At 71.9% G+C, this 20,911-nt stretch carries 19 protein-coding genes and 1 riboswitch; of the genes, 5 read left to right on the top strand and 14 right to left on the bottom strand.

Features of this window, described 5'->3' with window-relative positions; genetic code table 11:
• Positions 1 to 6 precede the first annotated feature (6 nt).
• The 12 genes from OG254_RS39890 to OG254_RS39835 form a co-directional block, all read right to left on the bottom strand.
• Positions 7 to 1,194: a cytochrome P450 gene (locus OG254_RS39890; protein ID WP_405592095.1), complete on the bottom strand. Its 1,188-nt coding sequence runs from the start codon at positions 1,192 to 1,194 to the stop codon at positions 7 to 9.
• Positions 1,191 to 2,579, bottom strand: a complete 1,389-nt coding sequence (locus tag OG254_RS39885; protein WP_405592092.1) for an alkaline phosphatase family protein — start codon at positions 2,577 to 2,579, stop codon at positions 1,191 to 1,193. Before OG254_RS39885 ends, OG254_RS39890 begins: the two co-directional genes overlap by 4 nt.
• Positions 2,576 to 3,733, bottom strand: a complete 1,158-nt coding sequence (eboE, locus tag OG254_RS39880; protein WP_405592089.1) for a metabolite traffic protein EboE — start codon at positions 3,731 to 3,733, stop codon at positions 2,576 to 2,578. Before eboE ends, OG254_RS39885 begins: the two co-directional genes overlap by 4 nt.
• Positions 3,734 to 3,740: 7 nt before the next feature.
• Positions 3,741 to 4,595: a TatD family hydrolase gene (locus OG254_RS39875; protein ID WP_405592086.1), complete on the bottom strand. Its 855-nt coding sequence runs from the start codon at positions 4,593 to 4,595 to the stop codon at positions 3,741 to 3,743.
• Positions 4,596 to 4,597: 2 nt separating this feature from the next.
• Positions 4,598 to 5,269 carry an EboA domain-containing protein gene (locus tag OG254_RS39870; protein ID WP_405592083.1) on the bottom strand — a complete coding sequence of 224 codons (672 nt, stop codon included), beginning with the start codon at positions 5,267 to 5,269 and terminating at the stop codon, positions 4,598 to 4,600.
• A gap of 82 nt (positions 5,270 to 5,351) precedes the next feature.
• On the bottom strand, positions 5,352 to 6,212 hold the full coding sequence (locus OG254_RS39865) for a sugar phosphate isomerase/epimerase family protein (protein WP_405592080.1): 861 nt from the start codon (positions 6,210 to 6,212) through the stop codon (positions 5,352 to 5,354).
• Between the two features lie 33 nt (positions 6,213 to 6,245).
• On the bottom strand, positions 6,246 to 7,268 hold the full coding sequence (locus OG254_RS39860) for an SCO3242 family prenyltransferase (RefSeq protein ID WP_405592077.1): 1,023 nt from the start codon (positions 7,266 to 7,268) through the stop codon (positions 6,246 to 6,248).
• Between the two features lie 190 nt (positions 7,269 to 7,458).
• The gene (locus OG254_RS39855) at positions 7,459 to 8,871 is read right to left on the bottom strand and encodes a phytoene desaturase family protein (RefSeq protein WP_405595473.1); all 1,413 of its coding nucleotides are present in this window, start codon (positions 8,869 to 8,871) and stop codon (positions 7,459 to 7,461) included.
• 172 nt (positions 8,872 to 9,043) lie between these two features.
• Positions 9,044 to 9,889 carry an inositol monophosphatase family protein gene (locus OG254_RS39850; RefSeq protein ID WP_405592074.1) on the bottom strand — a complete coding sequence of 282 codons (846 nt, stop codon included), beginning with the start codon at positions 9,887 to 9,889 and terminating at the stop codon, positions 9,044 to 9,046.
• A gap of 118 nt (positions 9,890 to 10,007) precedes the next feature.
• The gene (locus tag OG254_RS39845) at positions 10,008 to 11,837 is read right to left on the bottom strand and encodes a gamma-glutamyltransferase family protein (RefSeq protein WP_405592071.1); all 1,830 of its coding nucleotides are present in this window, start codon (positions 11,835 to 11,837) and stop codon (positions 10,008 to 10,010) included.
• Positions 11,838 to 11,937: 100 nt separating this feature from the next.
• Positions 11,938 to 12,510 carry a YceI family protein gene (locus tag OG254_RS39840; protein ID WP_405592068.1) on the bottom strand — a complete coding sequence of 191 codons (573 nt, stop codon included), beginning with the start codon at positions 12,508 to 12,510 and terminating at the stop codon, positions 11,938 to 11,940.
• Positions 12,511 to 12,551: 41 nt separating this feature from the next.
• Complete coding sequence (locus OG254_RS39835; RefSeq protein WP_405592065.1) at positions 12,552 to 13,040, bottom strand: hypothetical protein; 489 nt, start codon at positions 13,038 to 13,040, stop codon at positions 12,552 to 12,554.
• A gap of 181 nt (positions 13,041 to 13,221) precedes the next feature.
• Here OG254_RS39835 and OG254_RS39830 point away from each other — a divergent pair, with 181 nt between their 5' ends.
• Positions 13,222 to 14,223 (top strand): RNA polymerase subunit sigma-70, encoded by a 1,002-nt coding sequence (locus tag OG254_RS39830; RefSeq protein WP_405592062.1) that lies wholly within the window; start codon positions 13,222 to 13,224, stop codon positions 14,221 to 14,223.
• The gene (locus tag OG254_RS39825; protein ID WP_405592059.1) at positions 14,220 to 14,675 is read left to right on the top strand and encodes a DUF6069 family protein; all 456 of its coding nucleotides are present in this window, start codon (positions 14,220 to 14,222) and stop codon (positions 14,673 to 14,675) included. Before OG254_RS39830 ends, OG254_RS39825 begins: the two co-directional genes overlap by 4 nt.
• Before the next feature lie 31 nt (positions 14,676 to 14,706).
• Here the strand turns inward: OG254_RS39825 and OG254_RS39820 are convergent, their stop codons facing one another.
• Both OG254_RS39820 and OG254_RS39815 read right to left on the bottom strand, forming a co-directional pair.
• Positions 14,707 to 15,117, bottom strand: a complete 411-nt coding sequence (locus OG254_RS39820; protein ID WP_405595471.1) for a (2Fe-2S) ferredoxin domain-containing protein — start codon at positions 15,115 to 15,117, stop codon at positions 14,707 to 14,709.
• A gap of 59 nt (positions 15,118 to 15,176) precedes the next feature.
• Positions 15,177 to 15,355: riboswitch (cobalamin riboswitch) on the bottom strand.
• 14 nt (positions 15,356 to 15,369) lie between these two features.
• Entirely contained in the window at positions 15,370 to 16,809 is a 1,440-nt protein-coding gene (locus tag OG254_RS39815; protein ID WP_405592056.1) for a short-chain fatty acyl-CoA regulator family protein, read from the bottom strand.
• A gap of 309 nt (positions 16,810 to 17,118) precedes the next feature.
• On the opposite strand from OG254_RS39815, the gene aceA reads away from it, so the two are divergent.
• From aceA to OG254_RS39800, 3 genes are all read left to right on the top strand, one after another.
• Entirely contained in the window at positions 17,119 to 18,402 is a 1,284-nt protein-coding gene (gene aceA, locus OG254_RS39810) for an isocitrate lyase (protein WP_405592053.1), read from the top strand.
• A gap of 97 nt (positions 18,403 to 18,499) precedes the next feature.
• On the top strand, positions 18,500 to 20,041 hold the full coding sequence (gene aceB / locus OG254_RS39805) for a malate synthase A (protein ID WP_405592050.1): 1,542 nt from the start codon (positions 18,500 to 18,502) through the stop codon (positions 20,039 to 20,041).
• Positions 20,038 to 20,907: a 3-hydroxybutyryl-CoA dehydrogenase gene (locus tag OG254_RS39800; RefSeq protein WP_405592047.1), complete on the top strand. Its 870-nt coding sequence runs from the start codon at positions 20,038 to 20,040 to the stop codon at positions 20,905 to 20,907. Before aceB ends, OG254_RS39800 begins: the two co-directional genes overlap by 4 nt.
• The last annotated feature ends 4 nt before the right edge of the window (positions 20,908 to 20,911 follow it).

The raw sequence follows: 20,911 nt of genomic DNA, 5'->3' as shown, positions 1-20,911 counted from the left end.
GCAGGTTCACCGCCAGGCGACCGGCAGCGAGCGCACTCCATGGACGGTGCTGGTGGACAGGGCCAGCGTCTCGGGCGGCGTCGTCAAGTGCAGCATCGGGAGCCTGCGGAACAGGGTGGACAGGCCCAGGCGGAGTTCGGCGCGGGCCAGCGACTGGCCGAGGCACTGGTGCAGGCCGTGCCCGAAGGCGAGGTGGCCGGCCGCGTCGCGGTGGACGTCGAGGGCGTCGGGGTCGGAGTACGCCGACGGGTCGCGGTTCGCCGACTGCAGCGCCACCACGACGCCCTCGCCCGCCCGGATGCGGACCCCGGACAGCTCCACGTCCTCGGTGGCGACCCGCCGTATCCCGGAATGGATGACGGTCAGATGGCGCAGCAGCTCCTCCACCGCCGCCGGCCAGCGGGACTCGTCGACGCGCAGTGCGTCCAGCTGGGCCGGGTGGTGCAGCAGGGCGATCACGGCGAGCGGGAACATGTTCGCCGTCGTCTCGTGGCCCGCCAGCAGGAGCAGGCAGACCATGCCGGTGACCTCGTCGAGCGTGGCCTCGCCGGTCGCCACGCGTTCCGTGGCGAGCCGGGAGATCAGGTCGTCGGCGGGCTCCTGCGCGCGCCGCTCGATGAGGGCGCGCAGATAGCCGTAGAGCGCCATGCGGGCGTTCATCGCCTCGGCCGGGTCGCCGGCGACGCTGGTGAGGGCGTTGGACTTCGCGCGGAAGAAGCCGTGGTCCTCGTAGGGCACGCCGAGCAGTTCGCAGATGGCGAGGGTGGGCAGCGGCAGTGCGTACGACTCCACCAGGTCCGCTTCCGTCGCGCCGCCGAGCGTCATCGCGTCCAGCAGGTCGTCGCAGATGCGCCGGAGCGCGTCCTCCATCTGCTCGATGCGCCGGAAGGTGAAGTCGGGGATCAGCATGCGGCGCAGCCGGGTGTGGTCCGGCGGGTCCATCTGATGGAAGAGACCGGGGGCCTGGGGCGGGGCTCCGGGGCGGGTGTGGGGGAAGTTCGGGTGGTTCGCGTCCGCGCTGAAGCGGGGGTCCGCGAGGACCGTGCGGGCGTCCTCGTGACCGGTGATGAGCCACGGGCTGTTGTCGCCCCAGATCGTCACGCGGCGGATCGGCTCCTCGGACCGCCACTTGGCGTACTCGGGGGCCGGGTCGAGCAGGGGGCGGATCGTGGGGAGGGCCGGGTGGGTCGTCATCGCTCCGTTCCTTCCGTGTGCAGGCCCGCGAGGCCCAGCAGCAGGGACTTGACCTCCGTGGCCGCGTAGGACTCCCTCGCCCGGTCCGGCTGCGAGCACAGCAGTACGGGGCCGTCGGCGGGGTCGGCGGGCAGGCGGCCGTGGCTGCCGCGGACGGCGGACGGGTCGAGCGGGACCGTCTTGAGGCGGTAGCGCAAGCCCAGCTTCTTGCGGGCGACCTGGCCGACGGCGCGCAGCTTCACCGCGGGAACCGTCTCGTCGTAGAGGAGCTCGGCGGGGTCGTAGCCGGGCTTGCGGTGGATCTCGACCTGGCGGGCGAAGTCGGGGGCGCGCTCGTCGTCGAGCCAGTAGTAGTACGTGAACCAGGCGTCGGCGTCGGCGAGGGCGACGAGTTCGCCGGAGCGCTCGTGGTCCAGTCCGTGCGCGGCCTTGCCGTCGGCGTCCAGCACGCGCTCCACGCCGTCGAGTTCGGCGACGAGCTTCGCGACCGCCTCGATGTCGGCGGGGTCACGGACGTACACGTGGGCGACCTGGTGGTCGGCGACCGCGAAGGCGCGGGACGTCCACGGGTCGAGGTACTCCATGCCGTCCTGCGTGTACACCTCCAGCAGCCCTGCCCGGCGCAGGGCGCGGTTGATGTCGACGGGGCGGGAGGCGGGCGTGATGCCGTACTCGCTGAGCGCCACGACGGTCGCGCCCGCGCGCAGGTAGTGGTCGATCAACGGGCGCAGGGCGTCGTCGAGTCGGCGGGCCGCGGCGACGGTGGCGGGTGAGTCGGGGCCGGAGCGCTGGGGCTCGTAGTCCATCTGCGGGATGTAGACGAGCGTGAGGTCGGGGTGGTGCTCGTCGAAGATCTGGCGGGCGGCGGCCAGGATCCACTGGGTGGAGGGCATGCCCGCGTTCGGGCCCCAGTAGGTGAAGAGGGGAAACGGGCCGAGCCGGTCGGTGAGTTCGTCGTGCAGGGAGGGCGGCCAGGTGTAGCAGTCGGGTTCCTTGCGGCCGTCGGAGTAGTAGACGGGGCGCGGGGTGACCGTCCAGTCGACGTCGGCGCCCATCGCGTACCACCAGCAGATGTTGGCGACCTTGTAGTCGGGGTCGGCCCTGCGGGCCGTCTCCCAGATCTTCTCGCCGCCGACGAGGGCGTTGTGCTGGCGCCACAGCATGACTTCGCCGAGGTCGCGGAAGTACCAGCCGTTGGCCACCGCCCCGTGGGTGGACGGCGGTTCGCCGGTGAGGAGGGTCGACTGGACGGTGCAGGTCACGGCGGGGAGCACGGTGTCGAGCCGGGCCCGGAAGCCGCGTTCACCGAGGGCTGCGACGGCCGGCATGTGCTTCAGGAGTTTCGGGGTCAGGCCGACGATGTCGAGTACGACCACACGGTTCATGAGGGGTCCTCCTTGAGGCCGAGGCCGGTCAACCGGTCCCGGGCCCAGGCGAGTTCGGCGGCGATGCCACCGGGCAGGTCGGCGGGCGGTTCGGGCAGGACGGACCAGGTGTAGGTCTCGACCTCGATGTGGTCGCAGTCGGCCGAGGCGCCGCCCAGCAGCCCGGCGAGGACCAGGTCGAGCTGGGCGGAGGTCGTACGCAGCGGGGGTTCGGGCCGGGTGTGCAGCGGGGCGTGGAAGTGGACGCGCCACGGGCCGTCGGCGTCGGGAAGGCCGCCGTCGAGGGCGTCGGCGAGATCGTCCACACCGAGGACGTCGCCGTCGGTCACGGTGCGGGTCTGGTGCAGGAACCGGGGTTCGGCGAGCCGGTGCAGGGCCGCGCGGGCGGCGGGGTCGGCCGGCCGGGCGGCCTCCACGGCGCAGGACGCCTGGAGTTTGACGACGGGCATGCCGGCTTCCGTGAGCCGGCGCAGCGCGTGGGCCGGGTCCTCGAACTGGACGGCGAGATGGCAGGCGTCGAGGCAGATCCCGAGCCGGTCGGGGTCCAGTCCGCCCAGCTCACGTACCGCCTGGGTGGTGGTCTCGACGACACACCCCGGCTCCGGTTCGAAGCCGACGCGGATACGGCGGCCCGTCCACGATTCCAGCGCGGCGAGCCCCGTGGTCAGCCGGTCCAGGGCGTGCCGGGCCTCCTCGGCGCAGGCACGGGTCCAGGGGGTGCGCCATGCGAGGGGCAGGGTGGAGACGCTGCCGTGGTCGACGTCGTCCGGCAGGAGCGCGGCGAGGACGCGGGCGCAGTCCAGGGTGTAGTTCAGCCGGGCCTCGTCGGCCCAGTCGGGCAGGTACACGTCCTTCTTGACGACCTCGCGGTGGAAGCCGGCGTACGGGAAGGCGTTGAGCGTGACGGTCTCCAGTCCGCGCACCCGCAACTCGCTCCTCAGCCGCCCCAACGCGCCCTCGTCATCGGCGAGTTCGGTGACGACACCGCGTGCCAGCCACAGCCCGATGCCGAGCCGTCCGGTGCCGAGGCGCTCGCGCACGGGCTCCGCGTGATCCGCGAGCTGGGCGATCACACCTTCCAGGTCCTCCGCCTGGTGGACGTTGCTGCAGTAGCCGAGGTGGACGGTCGTACCGTCCGGATGCACGAAGCGCATGCGATCCTCACGCTCCCCCGCGGCGTATGGAGTTGCCCTGGAAGGTGGCCGCCTCGTCCGGCTTGGGCTCCTCCAGCTCCAGCCGCCCGCTCTGGCCGTAGAAGGCGACGGGGTTGCGCCACAGCACCTTGTCTACGTCGTCCTCGTCGAACCCGGCGGCGAGCATGGCGTCGGCGGTCTTCCGCGTCTTCAGCGGGTCCGAACGCCCCCAGTCGGCGGCCGAGTTGACGAGCACCCGCTCTGTCCCGTGCTCCTTGAGGATCTCGACCATCCGGTCCTCGCTCATCTTGGTCTTCGGGTAGATCGAGAACCCGGCCCAGCAGCCGCTGTCGAGGACCATGCCGACGGTGAGCTCGCCCAGGTGGTCGAGGACGACGAGTTCGGGGGCGATGCCCGACTCGCGGACGACGTCCAGGGTGCGCCGGGTGCCGGCGGCCTTGTCGCGGTGCGGGGTGTGCACGAGGGCGGGCAGCTCGTGCGCGAGGGCGAGCTGGAGCTGGCGGGCGAGCGCCTCGTCCTCCTGCGGCGTCATCGAGTCGTAGCCGATCTCGCCGACGGCGACGACCCGGTCCTTGGCGAGGTAGCGGTCCAGTTCGTCGAGGACCGGGAGGCAGCGCGGGTCGTTCGCCTCCTTCGGGTTGAGCGCGATCGTGCAGAAGTGCTGGATGCCGAACTGCGCGGCGCGGTACGGCTCCCAGCCGAGCAGCCCGTCGAAGTAGTCGTAGAAGCTCTCCGGCGAGGTGCGGGGCTGGCCCAGCCAGAAGGCGGGCTCGACGACGGCGCGCACCCCGGCGGCGTACATCGCCTCGTAGTCGTCGGTGGTCCGGGAGGTCATGTGGATATGGGGGTCGAAGATGCGCACGGTCAGCTCTTTTCCTTGAGGGCGTGCTGGAGTTCCTCGCCGATGACGTCCGGAAAGACCTGGAGGATGGGCCGGATGTCCTGGGGTACGTCCCGTCCCGCGACGATCCGCTCGTGGGCGAAGTCGGCGAGCATCCGGGCCAGTTCGCGGTCCGCGCGGGCGTCGAGTCCCGCCACGCGGTCCAGCGGGATCTCGCAGAAGACGCACTTCAGTACGGCCTGGCGGTACTCCGCGTCCGGGAGGTGCGCCGCGGCGTACGCGCCGAGGGCAGCCTCGATCAGAGTGGTGTCGTTGCCGCGCAGGGCCTCCCGTACGAGGGGGAGGGCGAGGTCGCCGAGGTCGAGAAGCGGCAGGGTCCGAAGGACCGCACGTTGTTCGGCAGGGTCGCCATGCCGATGGAGGCGGGTGACCTCGTCGGCGAGGGCCTGGCCGCGCAGGGGCAGTGCGGTGAGCAGGACGGCGCGGGCGGCCTCGTCGACGCTCCAGTGGCCGGAGAGGCGGCCGCGCCCGCAGCGCCTTCGGGCGGCGGGGAACAGACGCCGCACGGCGGGAGGTTCGGCGGCGACCTCGGCGGCGCCGCGGTCGAGCCAGGTGCGGGCCGTGTCGTCGAGTACGGCGGCCAGGGCGGGGCGGGGGTCCGGCGGAGCCGAGGGGGCAGCGGTGGGGACAGCCATGGGGGGCAACTTCCGGGAAGGGAAAGGGAGACGGCGGAGGGGGGAGGAGTTGGGCCGGATGGAGAGTGGAGGGGGGCGGCGGCTATGCGTCCGCGGCGGTCCGTTCGGCCGCGCGCAGGAACTCGATCGAGCGGCGGGCGACCTCGGGCGCGTCGAGCGAGCCGCCCTGGATCTCCACGGAGACCAGGCCGAGGTGCCCGAGCTCGCGCAGGGCGGCCAGCACGGGCGGGAAGTCGATCTCGCCGGCGCCGAATTCGAGGTGCTGGTGGACGCCGCGCCGCATGTCCTCGATCTGCACGTTGCGCACGAGCGACGCGGCCCGGCGCACACAGTCGAGCACGGGGCGTTCCTCCACGCAGTGCGCGTGGCCGACGTCCAGAGTGATCCCGAACAGCGGGTGTCCGTCGACGAGTTGAGCGAGCTGCAGGCACCGCTCCACGGTGTCGACGAACATGTACGGCTCCGGCTCGAAGGCCAGCGCCACCCCGTACTTCTCGGCGCTCTCCAGCACGGCCTCGATGCCCGCCGCGAGCCGCTTCCAGGCGTCCTGCTCGTCCAGCCCCTTCGGGGCGGGGCCGCTGCACAGGTGGACGGTGGGCGAGCCGAGGTCTGCCGCGATGCGCAGGGCGCGGCGCAGGAGGTCGATCCTGAGCTCGGAGCCGTCCGACATCAGCGTGGGCAGGTGCTTGCCCCAGGGGTCGAGGAAGTAGGGGGCGCCGGTCTCCACCGTGATGTCCAGACCGTGCCGGCCGAGTTGCCGGGCGAGGGCGGTGACGCGGCGGGGCAGGTCCTCGGCGTACGGGTCGAGGTGGTTGTGGTCCAGGGTGAGCGCGACGCCGTCGTAGCCGAGGTCGGCGAGGACGGTGAGGACGTCGGTCAGCCGGTGGTGGGTGAAGCCGTTGGTGCCGTAGCCGAATCTGAGAGGCGTGGGGGGAGGTCTCATGGTGCCGGTTCCTCACACGGAGGTGGGTGGGTCTCAGGTGGGCGATATGCGCCGGGCCAGCCGTCGCGCGAGGGGGTGAACGAGTCCGAGCACGGCGCCGACGACCGGCGCCCCGCCGCGCGCGGTCAACGCGGCCTGAAGAGGCACCAGCCCAACAATCCCGGCCCCGACGGCCCGCCGCACGTTCTCGGCCGAGGGCTCCTGCACGGCACGGGCCTGGGCGGTGCCATAGGTACCGAGGTAGGCGAGGGCACCGGCGACGGTGACGGCGGTGCGGAGCCTCATGGAAGAAGCGGCGCCGGCAACGCCCCTAAGGGGCGCGGGGCTGTGTCGATCTGCGGCTCCGCCGCGGGGCGCGACCAGCCACGACGGCGCGGCAGACGACACACAACCCTTCGCGGCACGTCCGTAGTCGGCCCAGGCAACCGGAACGGCCGCCGCAGCAAGCACCGTCGCCACCGACACACCCAGCGTCCGAACCGGAACCCGCACCGGCGCACCGCCGATCTCATGACGGCTGAGCGCCATCAACGTGCCGGTATGGGCGCCGACCAACGCGGCGGGCACTGCCGCGCCTCGCAGCGCGGTACCGACGGACGCGGCGCCGGGCCCCGGAACGACCGCCCCGGCCAGCACATCCAGCATCCGCGCCCCCGCCATGGCGAAGCCTCCCGCCGCGGTGGACTTCAGCTTCAGGTCGTACGCCCAGACCAGCCCGGCCAACGGCACGGCGACTCCGACGCTACGGCGGCCCCCCGCCACCGCCGCGAGACCGATCCCCGCCGCCGTGAGCCCCCCGGCCACGGCCAGCGCGGTACGCCGCGGAACCCGCCCCGACGGCACAGGTCGTTCGGGCCGCTCGACGGAGTCAACCGCCGCGTCGGCGTAGTCGTTGAGGGCCATACCGGCCCAGTAGAGACAGACGGAGGAACCGATCACCGAGAACGTACGGGCGCCCAGCGGCCGTCCGGCGGCGGCCGCTCCCGCGATCACGTCACCGGGAACACTCAGCGCGGCCGGCGCTCTGACGAGCAGGGCGAGGTCGGCGAGGCGCACGGCAGACCGGGATCCACAGCGGGCAACCGCTTTCCGATCTTTCATGGCGGCACCCTACTCGCGGCGGTTGGGCATGCAGCTACCTACCCCCCGGTAAGCGGAGTGACAAAGAAGACACAGGTTTTCCTTACCCTGCGGCCTCAACTACCGGTAAAAGTGGGTCGTTTGAGCAGCGGCCGTGCAACGGGCCTCACGGCTCCTGGCGCAGCCGCCGCCACACCGCCTTGGCCGCGTTGTGCCCCGACATGCCGTGCACGCCCGGTCCGGGCGGCGTCGCCGACGAGCAGATGAAGACCGCGGGGTGCGGGGTGGTGTAGGGGAACAGCGACAGCTTGGGACGCAGCAGGAGCTGGAGTCCGGAGGCGGCGCCGGAGCCGATGTCCCCGCCGACGTAGTTGGCGTTGCGGACGGCGAGTTCGGGCGGGCCGGCCGTCGCCCGGGCGAGGACGCGGTCACGGAAACCCGGGGCGAAGCGCTCCAGTTGGCGTTCGAGCGCGTCCGTGAGGTCTCCGGTCCAGCCGTTCGGGACATGACCGTAGGCCCAGAAGACGTGCTTGCCCTCGGGCGCACGGGTGGAGTCGACGACACTGGGCTGCACCGTGATCATGAACGGCTTGGCGGGCGCCCGGCCCTCCCGGGACGCGGCGCGCAGTGCGGCGTCGATCTCCGCGCTGTTCCCGCCGATCTGCACGGTGCCGGCCCGGCGGGCCTCCGGCGCGGTCCACGGCACCGGGCCGTCCAGGGCGTAGTCGATCTTGAAGACGCCTGGGCCGTAGCGATAGCCCTCGTAGTAGTTGCCGAAGCCGGCGATGCGGGCCAGGGCGGTGGGCGAGGTGTCGAAGACGTAGGCGCGCGCGGGCGGCAGGTCGTCGAGCCGCTTGACCTCGTAGTCGGTGTGGACGGTGCCGCCGAGGTCCTTGAGATACGCGGTGAGGGCGTCCGAGATGGACTGGGAGCCGCCGCGGGCCAGGGGCCAGCCGCGGGCGTGGGCGGCGAGGGCGAAGACCAGGCCGACGGCGCCGGTGGCGAAGCCGCCCAGCGGGGCCATGATGTGCGCGACGAGGCCGGAGAACAGGGTCCTGGCCTGCTCGTCCCTGAAGCGCCGCATCAGCCAGGTGGACGGCGGCAGCCCGACCAGGCCGAACCGGGCGAGCGTGACCGGGTCGCGGGGCAGCGCGGTGAGGGGCAGGGACATGAAGTCCCGGGCCAGGGTGTCCCACTTGGCCAGGAACGGCTCGACCAGCCTGCGGTACGTCCCCGCGTCGCGCGGCCCGAAGGAGGCCGCGGTCTCGGCGACGGACCGGGACAGCACGGCGGCGGTGCCGTCGGTGAAGGGGTGCGCCATCGGCAGGCCGGCGTGCAGCCACTCCAGGCCGTAGCGGTCGAGCGGCATGGCGCGGAACGCGGGTGAGTTGATGCCGAGGGGGTGTGCGGCGGCGCACGGGTCGTGCCGGAAGCCGGGGAGGGTCAGCTCCTCGGTGCGGGCTCCCCCGCCGACGGTGTCGCGTGCCTCGAACACGGCCACGGAGAAGCCGCGGCGGGCCAGCTCCACGGCAGCGGTCAGTCCGTTCGGCCCTGCACCCACCACGACGGCATCGAGCATCGACGGCACGTTCGGACTCCTTCGTCAGCCGATGGCCTTTGAAGGATCAGGATATGCCGGGCCACTGACACCATCAGTGTGCGGACGGCCTCGCCGAGTGCTCGGTCGCGATCGGTCGTGTCGCGACTGGGGGACGTGGGGGCCGGTCGCTCCCCCGAGTGTGGGTGCGTGATCACGCACCGTCGGCCAGCAGACCCACCACCCGCCGAGCCGTCGCCTCGTCCCGTGCCGTCGTGAACGGCAGCGCATTGCCGCCGGTGATACGGAACGGCTCGCCCGTGTGGGTCAGGTGCGTGCCGCCCGCCTCCTCGACCAGGAGGATGCCCGCGGCGTGATCCCAGGCGGCCTCCCAGCTGAACGCCGTCGCGTCCAACTCGCCCCGGGCGACGGCGAGATACTCAAGGCCCGCCGAACCGCAGGCGCGGGGCCGTACGCCCTCGCTCCACAGGCCGAGCAGCGCCTGCTTCTGCTCGTCGGTCGTGTAGTCGGGGTGGGATGTGGCCACGCGCAGGTCGGCGCCGGGCTCCGGCGCGCCGGAGCGCAGCCGTACGCCGTCGAGGTGGGCGCCCCGGCCCCGTATCGCCGTGGCCAGTTGGTCGCGGGCGGGGGCGTAGGTCCAGGAGGCGAGCAGGGTGCCTCGCTGGGCGAGCGCGACCAGGGTGCAGAAGCCGGTGTCGCCCTGCACGAACTGGCGGGTGCCGTCGACGGGGTCGACGATCCAGACCGGGGCGTCGCCGCGAATCGCGTCGTACGACGCCGGGTCTGCGTGCACCGCCTCCTCGCCGACCACGACCGAGCCGGGCAGGAGCGCGCTGAGCGCCTCGGTGAGGTACTGCTCCGCGAGCCGGTCGGCGTCGGTCACCAGGTCGTGCGGTCCGCTCTTCTGGTCGATCTCGTGCTCGGCGAGCTGCTGAAAGCGCGGCATGATCTCGGCCGCGGCCGCCTTGCGGACCGCTTCCTCCACGTCGGCCGAGTGCTGTGCGAGAAACTCTTCGATGGTTTCGTTGTATTCGATCACGCGTCAATAAGAACACGCTCCACTGACAAACCCCGCCCGCCGGGTAGCCGCCGGATGGCGTCGGCGTGAATATGAGGGGCGCGTATCGGCAGGTCAGGAGCCTGTCGTCAGAGACTCGTCAGCGCCCGACCGCGTATCCCTGCATCCCGCGCGGGTTCGCCGCGGCGGACAGGACGCCCGTCCGCGGGTCCCTCGCCACCGCGCACAGCCGGCCCTCCGACCAGGCGTCACCGACGGTCACGTCATGACCACGCCGCCGCAGCTCCTCGACCACCGCGGCGTCCATGCGGGACTCCACGGTCACGCTCCCCGGCCGCATCCCGCGCGGATAGAAGGAGCCGGGGAAGCTGTCGTTGTGCCAGTTCGGGGCGTCGATCGCGCCCTGGAGGTCGAGTCCGCCGCGGACCGGGCCGCGCAGGGCGACCGCGAGGAGGAAGTGCAGCTGCCACTGGTCCTGCTGGTCCCCGCCGGGCGTGCCGAAGGCCAGGACGGGCACGCCGTCGCGCAGGGCGATGGAGGGCGTCAGGGTGGTGCGGGGCCGTCGGCCCGGCGTCAGGGAGTTCGGCAGGCCCTCCTCCAGCCAGCTCATCTGGAGCCGGGTGCCGAGCGGGAAGCCCAGCTCGGGCACGACGGGGTTGGACTGGAGCCAGCCGCCGCTGGGGGTGGCCGCGATCATGTTGCCCCAGCGGTCGACGATGTCGAGGTGGCAGGTGTCGCCCCGGGTGCCGCCGTCGGCGGCGACATCGGGCTCGGCCGGCACCGGGGACGTGGAACGCTTGGCGACGGTCGGCTCCCCGGCGCCCAGGGCCTCTGAGCCGGGCCGTGCAGTGGCCGCCACGCGCGCGTGGGCGCACAGTCGCGGGGCGCGCCCGCCGGGGCTGCCGGGCCGCAGTTCGTGCGAGGCCTTCTCGCCGACGAGCTCCCGCCGGGGCGCGTTGTACTCGTCCGACAGCAGCTCGGCCAGCGGCACCCCGGCCGCGTCGCCGTACCAGGCCTCCCGGTCGGCCATGGCCAGCTTGCAGCCCTCGATCAGCAGATGGACGTACTCGGCGGACCCGTACCGGGGCAGCTCGGGCGGGAGCAGCGCGAGCTGCTGGAGGAGGACGGGGCCCTGGCTCCAGGGGCCCGCCTTGCACACGGTCCAGCCGTTCCAGTCGTACGTCGCCGGCGCCTCGTAGGTCGCGGACCAGCCGGCGAGGTCGGCGGCCGTGAGCGTGCCGGAGTGCCGCTCACCGCTCGTGTCCATGGTGGGCCGCTGAGCCTGCCGTACGAGGGCCTCGGCTATGAAGCCGGACCGCCACACCTCCCGCGCGGCCTCGATCTGCGCGACCCGGTCCCCGGGGCCCGAGACCTCGTCGAGCAGTCGCCTCCAGGTGGCGGCGAGGGCGGGATTGCGCAGCAGCTCACCGGGGCGGGGCGCCCTGTCGCCCGGCAGATACACCTCGGCCGACGAGGTCCACTCCGTCTCGAACAGTTCCCGCACGGTCTCGACGGTCTCGCCGACGCGTTCCACGGGCGCGTGCCCGTGTTCGGCGTACCCGATGGCGTATGCGAGCACCTCGGCGAGCGTCCGGGTCCCGTGGTCGCGCAGCAGCAGCATCCAGGCGTCGAAGGCGCCGGGCACGGCGGCGGCGAGCGGTCCCGTCCCGGGCACGAGGTCCAGCCCGAGCCCCCGGTAGTGCGCGACGCTCGCCCCGCCCGGGGCCACGCCCTGCCCGCACACCACCCGCACCTCGCCGCCCGCCGGGGCGATGAGGATCGGCACCTCACCGGCCGGACCGTTGAGATGCGGCTCGACCACATGCAGCACGAACGCGCCCGCCACGGCGGCGTCGTACGCGTTGCCGCCACGCTCCAGCACGGCCATCGCGGACTGCGAGGCGAGCCAGTGGGTGGAGGACACCATGCCGAAGGTGCCGCTCAGGGTCGGGCGGGTCGTGAATTGCATATATGACCTCGGTGTTTGTGTACGTCGGTGCACGTGTGCAGCAGCGAAACGGGCCGTGGGGAGAATCTGACCACCGCTGCCCCGGGGCCGACAAGCGCGCTCAGGCGGCCGGTTCGCCGGCCTCAAGGACGGCCTCGATGTCCACCACGACATCGACCATGGAGCTGACGACGACTCCGCCCCGCTCGACCACGTCGTTCCAACTCACCCCGAAGTCATGGCGATTGATGCGGGTGGTGGCCTTGAACCCGGCGCGTCGCCTGGGGCCCCGGTCCCGACCGTCCTCCCACCAGGGGGTGTCCCACTGTCCCAAGTAGGTGACGTCGAAGGCCACGGAGCGCGTGACGCCCCGCACGGTGAGATCTCCCGTGACCTCGAACTCGGTTGCGCTGAGCTGATGCACGGACGACCCGACGAATGTCCACGTCGGGTGGTGCTCGACGTCGAAGAAGTCGGCACTGCGCAGATGGGCGTCACGATCGGGCTGACCGGTGTACACCTGGGTCGCGTCGATGGTTGCGTTCACGCGGGCGTTCTCCGGCTCGTCGGGATCGACCTGCAGCCGGCCGTGCACGTTCTTGAGCTGCCCTCGCACGTAGGTGACCATCATGTGCCTGGCGCGGAACTCCGCGCCGGTATGGCCGGGCTCGAAGAACCATGTCGTCCAAGCCATGTCGGCTCCCCTGGCGTCATTCCCCTGGGGCGGTGGCCTGATCAGCGTCGCAGCTTGCGCCTGTGGCACCGAGGGCCGAGGGCGGTGGCCGCGGGTCCCCGGTGTCCGGTCAGGCCCTCGGCGATGAGGGAGAGGCCGATGCCCAGCATCCATACGTCCTTGGCCAGCACGGTTCCCTGCTCGGTGGGGCGCAGACTGCCTTCCTGACGCATGCCCGGCGTACGCAGGTACAGCCCGAGAGTGGCGCACGAGAACGCGGTGAGCGCGGCCCCGGCGACGGCGGCAGGGACGACCGGCACGAGCAGCGCGGCGGCGACGGCGATCTCCCCGGTGGAGAGCCGCCGGGTGAACGTCTGGGCGTCGAGCCTGCCCAGGGAGGGGTAGGTGGCGCTGGCGAACTGCTGGAGTCGCTCAGCGGTGGCCTGGTCCGCGTCGCGTTTCGACAGTCCGGAATTGAGGAAGAACGCGCCGACGGTGAGCCTGAGTGGCAGTTGCCGCGCTGCGGAACGCCATGCCGAACCGGATGCCACGCCGAGCCTCCCAACCCTGGCCCCCGCCTACCACGATGCCACCGCTCCGAACCGTGTCAAACGGGGAGTGATCGCTGCGCCGGGGTCCGAATCCTTGGGGCGCGCATCTCAGAGTGATGAGTTGTCGCGCCCGCACGCGTCACACCTACGACGGGACACGAAGAGACGGAAGGATGACGTGATGAGTGCGGACACGCGGCTGGAGGAGCTGGGCGTGAGCGGTCTGGGCGAGGTGGACGAGCCGGCGTTCTCGGGGCTGGCGGAGCGGCACCGGCGGGAGCTGCACGTGCACTGCTATCGGATGCTCGGGTCGTTCGAGGACGCCGAGGACACCGTGCAGGAGACGTTCCTGCGTGCCTGGCGGCGCCGGGAGACCTTCGAGGGGCGGTCGACGTTCCGGGCCTGGCTGTACCGGATCGCCACCAACGCCTGCCTGGACCTGCTGGCCAAGCGCCGCCCGGAGCCCGCGACCGGCGGCGAGGTGCTGTGGCTGCAGCCCTACCCGGACCGGCTGCTCGACGAGCTGCCCGCGGGCGAGGCCGACGAGCCGGAGTCCGTCGCCGTCGCGCGGGAGACGATCGAGCTGGCGTACCTGGTCGCGGTCCAGCACCTCGCGCCGCGCCCGCGGGCCGTGCTGATCCTGCGGGACGTGCTCGGCTGGCCGGCGAAGGACGTCGCGGAGGCCCTCGGGGACTCCGTCAACTCCGTGAACAGCGCGCTGCAGCGGGCCCGCGCAGGCATGCGGGAGCACCTGCCCGCCGAGCGGCAGGACTGGTCCGGCGGCGAGGAGGACGCGGGGACGCGCGAGCTGGTACGCCGCTTCACCGACGCCAGCGTGGCCACGGACATCCCGGCGCTCGCCTCGATGCTGCGGGACGACGTCCGCTCCTCGATGCCGCCCACGCCGGGCCTGTACGTCGGCCGCGACACGGTGGTGAATTACTGGGTCGAGAGCGGCTTCGAGGGCATGAAGGGCCTGCGCGCCGTCCAAACCTCCGTGAACCGGCAGCCGGCCCTCGCCTTCTACCTCTGGCAGAAGCAGGAGGGCGCGTACCTGCCGCTGACGATCGACGTCCTGCGCGTCACCGGCGGGGCGATCACCGAGATCATCACGTTCCACGACGACCAGTTCCCGCGGCTCGGGCTGCCGGAGCGCCTGCCGGCGGATGAAGGAACGCCATGACCAGCATGAATGACAACGGGGTCGTAGCAGGCCCGGAATCGGGCCGGACCAGCGCCTCCCACCGATTCCGCAGGCTCGCCGGCACCGGCTTCCTGGCCACGCTCGCAGCGATCGTGGCCACCACCCTCGTCGCTGCGTCTGCCCAGGCCGTCGGAGTCGACTTCGAGGTGCCCGATGGTGGCGAGACGATCCCGTTGTCCGGGTTCGCCGTGGTGACCGGCTTCTTCTCGGTCGTGGGCGTCGTCATTGCCGTCGCTCTTCTACGGTGGAGCGCTCGCCCCGCCGAGCGATTCGTGTGGACGGCAGTGGCACTGACCGCGATCTCGTTGGTCCCGCCCCTCCTCTCCGGGGCAGACACCGCCACCACCACCGCCCTCGTCGGGCTGCACCTCGTCCCCGCGACGGTGATGATTCCCACCCTGGCGCGGAGCCTGCGCGCCAGGACCGATTGACGATCCCGCGACGGGACAACGCACTCGGGCGTCAACCAGCCGGCTCCGACCGCTTCGGCGCGCTCAGCCTGGGCGGCGTGAAGGTGTAGAGGTCGAGCACGTCGGGACAGGGTGCGACGCCGGGTCCGCCGGCCCGTACCCAGTCGATGATGTCCTCGGTCGCGTCGGGGTCGTTGACGAGGCCGAGCCAGACCGGGCGGGCGCCGGTCCTGCGGGCTGCGGCGCTGGGCTGGACGACGATCACGTTGGCGTGTTCGCACACGTCGAGGCAGTCGGAGATGCGCATGGGCACCTGCTCGGCGAGGCGCGCGGTCTGCTGCGCGTGATCGACACCGGTCACCTTGGATGTGCCGCAGCAGCAGTCCCGGCACACGACCACGCGACAGGGTGCAGGTTCGGCGGACGGGCGCTCGGCGGGCAACTCAGGCCGCTGGTGGGACATCATGCCTCGGTTGGTCGGGGCTCGTACGCGGAGCCGGCCTACGGACGTCCTCCCCGCCGGGGCGGCGCGGAGGTGCCAGCAGGTCTTCGGACTCGGGTTCGTCCGGTCGGGGCGCCTTCCCGGTCTCCCAGTGGCGTTCTGTGCCCCGCCCGTCCCCCTCACCGCTGCGCGTCAGTTCCGGATTCGCACCGGATTCCCTGGCCTCGGATGTGGCTCGACTGGCCCGAGGAGGCTATCAACTCCGTACGGCTCTCAGGTCGTGCGCCCGGTCACGGGGTACGGCACGAACGTGCTGGTGTTCTGGTCGATGCGCAGGGTCCGCCCGAGGGGCGGTGCGGCCCGCTGGGGGCAGTCGAGGCGTTCGCAGACCCGGCAGCCCATGCCGATCGGGGTGGCGGCGGAGGGGCTGGTGAAGTCGAGGCCGTCGGAGTAGACGAGGCGGTGTGCGTGGCGGATCTCGCAGCCCAGTCCGATGGCGAAGGTCTTGCCGGGCTCGCCCCAGCCGCCGCGGTGCCGGGTGACCGCGCGGGCCATCCACAAGTACCGCTGCCCGTCCGGCATTTCGGCGATCTGGACATGGATCCTGCCGGGCGCGGCGAACGCCTCGTAGACGTTCCACAGCGGGCAGGTGCCGCCGGCCCGGGAGAAGTGGAACCCGGTCGCGGACTGCCGCTTGGACATGTTGCCGGCGCGGTCGACCCGCACGAAGGAGAAGGGAACTCCGCGCAGGCGGGGCCGTTGGAGCGTGCTGAGGCGGTGGCAGACGGTCTCGTAGCCGAGGCCGTAGCGGTCGGTGAGCCGCTCGATGTCGTAGCGGACCTCCTCGGCCGCCGCGTGGAAGGCGGTGTACGGCAGCACCAGCGCGGCGGCGAAGTAGTTGGCGACGCCGATGCGGGCCAGGGTGTGGGCGGGCGAGTCGGCGGGGAAGTCCTCGGCCGCCTGCCGGTCCAGTTCGTCCGCGTACTCCAGCAGGGCGAGTTGCGTCGCCATGCGGAAGGCGCGCTGGCCGGGGCGCAGGCGGGTCGACAGGTGGAGGGTGCGGGTCGGCTCGTCGTAGTGGTGCAGGTGGTCGCCGGAGCCGGTGGACAGGTGCTCCTCGGATCCGGTGGACAGGCGGATGCCGTGGGCGTCGGCGAGGCGTGCGGTCAGGGCCCGCATGACCTCGCCGGGCCGGATGCCGATCTCCCCGGCCAGCTGCTCGGCGGCGAGGTCGGTGTCGTGGAGGTAGTTCTGGCGGCGGTAGAAGAAGTCGCGGATCTCCTCGTGCGGGGAGCGGGGCGAGTGGGGCATCTCGTCGGCCGTGTCACGGCCGTCCGCCGCTCCCGCCAGCCGCTCGGACAGGAGTTGGTTGCGACGGCCCAGGTCGAGCAGGACCTGGGCGACCGCGGGCATCCGTGCGGCCAGTTCGCCCAGGTCGGTCGCGCAGACCCGGGCGGCGGCGATCTCGCCGGTCAGCGCCTCACGTAGATCGGCCACGAGCCGGGCGGTGTCGCGCTCGGAGAAGAATCCCGGGTCCACGCCGAAGGTCTCGGTGAGCCGGAGCAGGACGGGCACGGTGAGCGGGCGGGAGTCGTGCTCCATCTGGTTCAGGTAACTCGGGGAGATACCCAGGGCGCGGGCGAGTTCCGCCTGGCTCATCCGGCGTTCGTCGCGCAGCCGCCGCAGCCGCGCGCCCGCGTAGGTCTTGCTCACCTGGGCTCCTGTCGGATCCGGAACGGGACCTGGCCAGCGTAGGCGAACCGGCGTCGTTCGCACCCTTCGCAAGCTTGGCAATCGGCGGCGAGAAGATTCGCAGAACTTGGCAGACAGCCATGCTTGATGGCACTCAGTGCCAGTGCCAGAGTTTCAGTGCGGCCCGCAGGAAAGGCGACATTGCTCAGATTCGCCCTGCGGATCGCGGGCCGCATTTCCTTCAACGACACGCAGTGCCATTGCCTGCCGCGAGCGGCACAGGCTTGGCAGACGCAACAGACACCCCCTACCGAGGAGACGGTGACAGTCATGGCAGAGGCGAGCACGCAGGCGGCCGGGGAACTCGCGCGGCGCTGGGCCACCGACCCGAGGTGGCAGGGCATCGAGCGCACCTACACCGCCGAGGACGTCGTACGGCTCTCCGGCAGCGTCCGCGAGGAGCACACCCTGGCCCGGCGCGGCGCCGAGCGGCTGTGGCGCCAACTGCACGAGCGGGACTACGTCCACGCACTCGGCGCGCTCACCGGCGGCCAGGCCGTGCAGCAGGTCAAGGCGGGGCTCCAGGCCATCTACCTGTCCGGCTGGCAGGTCGCCGCCGACGCCAACCAGGCCGGGCACACCTACCCCGACCAGAGCCTGTACCCGGCCAACTCCGTTCCCCAGGTGGTCCGTCGGATCAACAACGCACTGCTGCGCGCCGACCAGATCGCCACCGCGGAGGGCGGCGAGGACCGCACCGACTGGCTCGCGCCGATCGTCGCCGACGCGGAGGCCGGGTTCGGCGGCCCGCTGAACGCCTTCGAGCTCACCAAGGCGATGATCGCGGCGGGGGCCTCCGGCATTCACTACGAGGACCAGCTCGCGTCGGAGAAGAAGTGCGGGCACCTTGGCGGCAAGGTCTTGGTGCCGACCTCGCAGCACATCCGCACCCTCAACGCGGCCCGGCTCGCCGCCGACATCGCCGATGTGCCGACCGTCGTCATCGCCCGCACCGACGCCCTCGCCGCCAACCTCCTCACCACGGACGTCGACGAGCGCGACGCCGCGTTCGTCACGGGCGAGCGCACGGCGGAGGGCTTCTACCGAGTCCGCAACGGCATGGCGCCGGTCATCGCACGCGGGCTCGCCTACGCCCCGTACGCCGACCTCATCTGGGTCGAGACCGGTACGCCGGATCTCGCGCAGGCACGGGAGTTCGCGGAGGCGATCCACGCCCGGTACCCGGATCAGATGCTCGCCTACAACTGCTCGCCGTCCTTCAACTGGAAGGCCGCGCTGGACGACGACCAGATCGCCAAGTTTCAGCGGGAGTTGGGGGCGATGGGCTATCGGTTCCAGTTCATCACGCTGGCCGGGTTCCACTCGCTGAACCACGGGATGTTCGACCTTGCGCGGGGTTATGCCGAGCAGGGGATGACGGCGTATGTCGACCTTCAGGAGCGGGAGTTCGCCGCCCAGCAGTACGGCTTCACCGCCGTCAAGCATCAGCGTGAGGTCGGGACGGGGTACTTCGACCTGGTGTCGACCGCCGTCAATCCTGCGTCTTCGACGACCGCGCTTGCCGGTTCCACGGAGGAAGAGCAGTTCCACTAGGTCCGGTTTGTTGTCTGCGGGTGCGTGGGGGCTGGTCGCGCAGTTCCCCGCGCCCCTTTGGGGCGATGCCCTGAACGGCCTCGACAAGGAGAGCCCGATGTCCATCATTGCAGTCACTCACCACGTCCGTATCCTGGGCGCCCCCGGCCACCGCCACGACGAGATCCTCACGCCCGCCGCTCTGGACTTCGTCGGCCGCCTGGCCGCGGAGTTCGGTGAGCGCCGTCAGGACCTGATGAAGGAACGCCGGCGACAGGCCCTCCGGCTCGCCGCGGGCTCTGCGCTCGACTTCCCCATGGTCACCTCAGCCATCCGCGCCGACCCGACCTGGCGTGTCGCACCGCCCGCACCCGGACTGGCCGACCGGCGCGTGGAGATCGCCGGGCCGCCCGATCGCCGTACGGCGTCCGACGCGCTCAACTCCGGTGCCCAGGTGTGGGTGGCCGACTTCGAGGACGCCACCTCGCCGACCTGGGGCAACCTCATCGACGGGCAGCTCACCCTGCTCGACGTCGGCGAGCGGCACACCACCCTCGTGGTCCGCCCCCGCGGCTGGCATCTGGACGAGGAGCACCTCGCGTACGACGGCCGGCCCGTGCCCGCCGCCCTCGTCGACTTCGGCCTGTACTTCTTCCACTGCGCCCAGCGCCAGATCGACGCGGGCCAGGGCCCGTACTTCTATCTCCCGAAGCTGGAGAACCGGTACGAGGCCCGCCTGTGGAACGACGTCTTCGTCCTCGCCCAGGAACTGCTCGGCATCCCCCGCGGCACGATCCGCGCCACCGTGCTCATCGAGACGATCACCGCCGCGTTCGAGATGGAGGAGATCCTCTACGAGCTGCGCGAGCACAGCTCCGGCCTCAACGCGGGCCGCTGGGACTACCTGTTCAGCCTGATCAAGACCTTCGGCCACCGGACGGACTTCCTGCTGCCGGACCGGGCACAGGTGACGATGACGGCCCCGTTCATGCGCTCCTACACCGAACTCCTCGTACGCACCTGCCACCGGCGCGGTGCCCACGCCATCGGCGCTATGGCCGCCCACGTGCCCGGCAAGGACCCGGCCGCGAAGGACGCCGCGCTGGCCAGGGTCCGGCTGGACAAGGAGCGGGAGGCGGAGGACGGGTTCGACGGGTCATGGGTGGCCCATCCCGGGCTCGTGCCGGTGTGCCGTGAGGTGTTCGACGGTGTCCTCGGCGAACGGCCGCACCAGATCGACCGTACGCGCGACGACGTGGAGGTCACCGCCGGCGACCTGCTGTCGGTGCGCCGGATCAGCGGCCCGCCGACCTCCGAGGGGGTGCGCACCAACATCGCTGTCGCGCTCAGGTACTTCGCGGCCTGGCTGCGCGGTCAGGGTGCGGTGGCGCTGGGCGGCCTGATGGAGGACGCGGCCACCGCGGAGATCGCTCGTGTGCAGATCTGGCAGTGGCTGCGGCACCGGGTGATCGACCGGGAGACGGTGCTGACGCTGCTCGACGACGAGGTCGTGGCGCTGGGCGCCGAGTACCCGTGGGCGCCGGTCGAGGAGATCCGCGCGCTGTTCGAACGGATGGCGCTGGCGGGCGAGTTGCCGCTGTTCTTCACCCCGGACGCCTACTCCCGTCATCTCGTGCGCCGGACGGAGGCCGGGGCATGAGCGGGGGCATCCGACGGGTCGGGGTGGTCGGCGGCGGGCAGATGGGGGCCGGGATCGCCGAGGTGTGCGCGCTGGCCGGGCTCGACACCGTGGTGTGCGAGGTGGACGCGGTCGCGGCCCGCGCCGCCCGGGAACGGGTGACGGCGTCGCTGGACCGCCGTGTGCGACGCGGCAAGCTGGAGCAGTCCGCCGCGCGGGATGCCCTCGCCGGTCTGGTGTTCACCGGCGGCCTGGAGGACCTGGCCGACCGGCAGCTCGTGGTCGAGGCGGTGGTGGAGAACCCGGACGCCAAGACCGAGGTGTTCGCCGCGCTCGACAAGATCGTCGAGGATCCGGCGGCCGTGCTGGCGACCAACACCTCCTCGCTGCCGATCATGCGGCTCGGCATGGCGACCGGCCGCGCGGACCGGGTCGTGGGCCTGCACTTCTTCAATCCGGTACCCGTGCTGCCGCTGGTGGAGGTCGTGCCCTCCCTGCACACCTCGGCCGAGACGATCGCCGCCGTCGAGGACTTCGCCGCCGGTGCGCTCGGCAGGACTGTGATCCGCTCCCGGGACCGGGCGGGCTTCGTCGTCAACGCGCTCCTCGTCCCGTACCTGTTGTCCGCGATCCGGATGGCGGAGTCCGGCTTCGCCACCGCCGCCGACATCGACACCGGCATGGAACTGGGCTGCGCCCACCCCATGGGCCCGCTCAGGCTCGCGGACCTGATCGGTCTGGACACCGTCGCCTCGATCGCCGAGTCCCTCTACGACGAGTTCAAGGAGCCCCTCTACGCCCCTCCCCCGCTGCTCCAGCGGATGGTCGAGGCGGGGCTGCTGGGCCGCAAGTCCGGACAGGGGTTCCACGTGTACGGCCAGGTCTGAGCTG

It is taken from the genome of Streptomyces sp. NBC_01092 (assembly GCF_045039535.1).
Lineage (GTDB): Bacteria > Actinomycetota > Actinomycetes > Streptomycetales > Streptomycetaceae > Streptomyces.
The sequence above is the reverse complement of the archived record's forward strand: the minus strand, read 5'-3'. Positions and strand labels throughout refer to the sequence as shown.

Bases quoted from the DNA above. Each gene is read 5' to 3' on its own strand.
- OG254_RS39890 (WP_405592095.1), bottom strand. From the start codon at position 1,194: ATGACGACCCACCCGGCCCTCCCCACGATCCGCCCCCTGCTCGACCCG.
- OG254_RS39885 (WP_405592092.1), bottom strand. From the start codon at position 2,579: ATGAACCGTGTGGTCGTACTCGACATCGTCGGCCTGACCCCGAAACTC.
- eboE (WP_405592089.1), bottom strand. From the start codon at position 3,733: ATGCGCTTCGTGCATCCGGACGGTACGACCGTCCACCTCGGCTACTGC.
- OG254_RS39870 (WP_405592083.1), bottom strand. From the start codon at position 5,269: ATGGCTGTCCCCACCGCTGCCCCCTCGGCTCCGCCGGACCCCCGCCCC.
- OG254_RS39865 (WP_405592080.1), bottom strand. From the start codon at position 6,212: ATGAGACCTCCCCCCACGCCTCTCAGATTCGGCTACGGCACCAACGGC.
- OG254_RS39855 (WP_405595473.1), bottom strand. From the start codon at position 8,871: ATGCTCGATGCCGTCGTGGTGGGTGCAGGGCCGAACGGACTGACCGCT.
- OG254_RS39845 (WP_405592071.1), bottom strand. From the start codon at position 11,837: ATGCAATTCACGACCCGCCCGACCCTGAGCGGCACCTTCGGCATGGTG.
- OG254_RS39840 (WP_405592068.1), bottom strand. From the start codon at position 12,510: ATGGCTTGGACGACATGGTTCTTCGAGCCCGGCCATACCGGCGCGGAG.
- OG254_RS39830 (WP_405592062.1), top strand. From the start codon at position 13,222: ATGAGTGCGGACACGCGGCTGGAGGAGCTGGGCGTGAGCGGTCTGGGC.
- OG254_RS39825 (WP_405592059.1), top strand. From the start codon at position 14,220: ATGACCAGCATGAATGACAACGGGGTCGTAGCAGGCCCGGAATCGGGC.
- OG254_RS39820 (WP_405595471.1), bottom strand. From the start codon at position 15,117: ATGTCCCACCAGCGGCCTGAGTTGCCCGCCGAGCGCCCGTCCGCCGAA.
- aceA (WP_405592053.1), top strand. From the start codon at position 17,119: ATGGCAGAGGCGAGCACGCAGGCGGCCGGGGAACTCGCGCGGCGCTGG.
- aceB (WP_405592050.1), top strand. From the start codon at position 18,500: ATGTCCATCATTGCAGTCACTCACCACGTCCGTATCCTGGGCGCCCCC.
- OG254_RS39800 (WP_405592047.1), top strand. From the start codon at position 20,038: ATGAGCGGGGGCATCCGACGGGTCGGGGTGGTCGGCGGCGGGCAGATG.